Source organism: Streptomyces sp. NPDC059080, from assembly GCF_042739975.1.
In the GTDB taxonomy this organism is placed as follows: domain Bacteria; phylum Actinomycetota; class Actinomycetes; order Streptomycetales; family Streptomycetaceae; genus Streptomyces; species Streptomyces benahoarensis.
Genome location: NZ_JBHYGX010000078.1, coordinates 1,949 through 3,838, shown reverse-complemented (window position 1 = coordinate 3,838; position 1,890 = coordinate 1,949). Strand labels below are relative to the sequence as shown.

The following is a 1,890-nucleotide window of genomic DNA, read 5'->3' as shown; positions in this document are numbered from 1 at the left end:
GGCCGGTACAATGAGCTGCGATACCGCGAGGTGGAGCGAATCTCAAAAAGCCGGTCTCAGTTCGGATTGGGGTCTGCAACTCGACCCCATGAAGTCGGAGTTGCTAGTAATCGCAGATCAGCATTGCTGCGGTGAATACGTTCCCGGGCCTTGTACACACCGCCCGTCACGTCACGAAAGTCGGTAACACCCGAAGCCGGTGGCCCAACCCCTTGTGGGAGGGAATCGTCGAAGGTGGGACTGGCGATTGGGACGAAGTCGTAACAAGGTAGCCGTACCGGAAGGTGCGGCTGGATCACCTCCTTTCTAAGGAGCACTTCTTACCGAGTCCTTCGGGGTGAGGTCAGAGGCCAGTACATCGGCGAATGTCTGATGCTGGTTGCTCATGGGTGGAACGTTGACTATTCGGCGAGTTCAGGATCTGTTCTGTTAGTACTGCTTCGGCGTGGAACACAGGAGAGGTGAGGGACTTGTCGGGCGCGCTGTTGGGTATCTGAGGGCACGGACGAGAGTTCGTACCTTCGCGATGCCGGCCCCAGTGAACTCAGCCTTCGGGTTGGGGTGGTGGGTGGCTGGTCGTTGCTTGAGAACTGCACAGTGGACGCGAGCATCTGTGGCCAAGTTTTTAAGGGCGCACGGTGGATGCCTTGGCACCAGGAACCGATGAAGGACGTGGGAGGCCACGATAGGCCCCGGGGAGCTGTCAACCAAGCTTTGATCCGGGGGTGTCCGAATGGGGAAACCCGGCAGTCGTCATGGGCTGTCACCCGCTGCTGAACACATAGGCAGTGTGGAGGGAACGCGGGGAAGTGAAACATCTCAGTACCCGCAGGAAGAGAAAACAACCGTGATTCCGGGAGTAGTGGCGAGCGAAACTGGATGAGGCCAAACCGTATGTGTGTGATACCCGGCAGGGGTTGCGCATGCGGGGTTGTGGGATCTCTCTTTTGCAGTCTGCCGGCTGTGAGGCGAGTCAGAAACCGTTGATGTAGGCGAAGGACATGCGAAAGGTCCGGCGTAGAGGGTAAGACCCCCGTAGCTGAAACATTAACGGCTCGTTTGAGAGACACCCAAGTAGCACGGGGCCCGAGAAATCCCGTGTGAATCTGGCGGGACCACCCGTTAAGCCTAAATATTCCCTGGTGACCGATAGCGGATAGTACCGTGAGGGAATGGTGAAAAGTACCGCGGGAGCGGAGTGAAATAGTACCTGAAACCGTGTGCCTACAAGCCGTGGGAGCGTCGCTGTGTGTGCTTGCACATGCAGTCGTGACTGCGTGCCTTTTGAAGAATGAGCCTGCGAGTTTGCGGTATGTTGCGAGGTTAACCCGTGTGGGGGAGCCGTAGCGAAAGCGAGTCCGAATAGGGCGTTTTAGTAGCATGCTCAAGACCCGAAGCGGAGTGATCTAGCCATGGGCAGGTTGAAGCGGAGGTAAGACTTCGTGGAGGACCGAACCCACCAGGGTTGAAAACCTGGGGGATGACCTGTGGTTAGGGGTGAAAGGCCAATCAAACTCCGTGATAGCTGGTTCTCCCCGAAATGCATTTAGGTGCAGCGTCGTGTGTTTCTTGCCGGAGGTAGAGCACTGGATAGGCGATGGGCCCTACCGGGTTACTGACCTTAGCCAAACTCCGAATGCCGGTAAGTGAGAGCGCGGCAGTGAGACTGTGGGGGATAAGCTCCATGGTCGAGAGGGAAACAGCCCAGAGCATCGACTAAGGCCCCTAAGCGTGTGCTAAGTGGGAAAGGATGTGGAGTCGCAGAGACAACCAGGAGGTTGGCTTAGAAGCAGCCATCCTTGAAAGAGTGCGTAATAGCTCACTGGTCAAGTGATTCCGCGCCGACAATGTAGCGGGGCTCAAGCACACCGCCGAAGTCATGTCATTGCA

2 rRNA genes (both only partly in view) are annotated in these 1,890 nt (G+C 57.0%); both read left to right on the top strand.

Going from position 1 to position 1,890, the window contains the following annotated elements:
* Positions 1 to 306: ribosomal RNA gene (locus tag ACFWWQ_RS29480) — 16S ribosomal RNA — on the top strand (it extends 1,324 nt beyond the left edge of the window).
* 309 nt (positions 307 to 615) lie between these two features.
* Positions 616 to 1,890: ribosomal RNA gene (locus ACFWWQ_RS29475) — 23S ribosomal RNA — on the top strand (it continues 1,927 nt past the right edge of the window).
* Together the 16S and 23S rRNA genes form the textbook arrangement of a ribosomal RNA operon.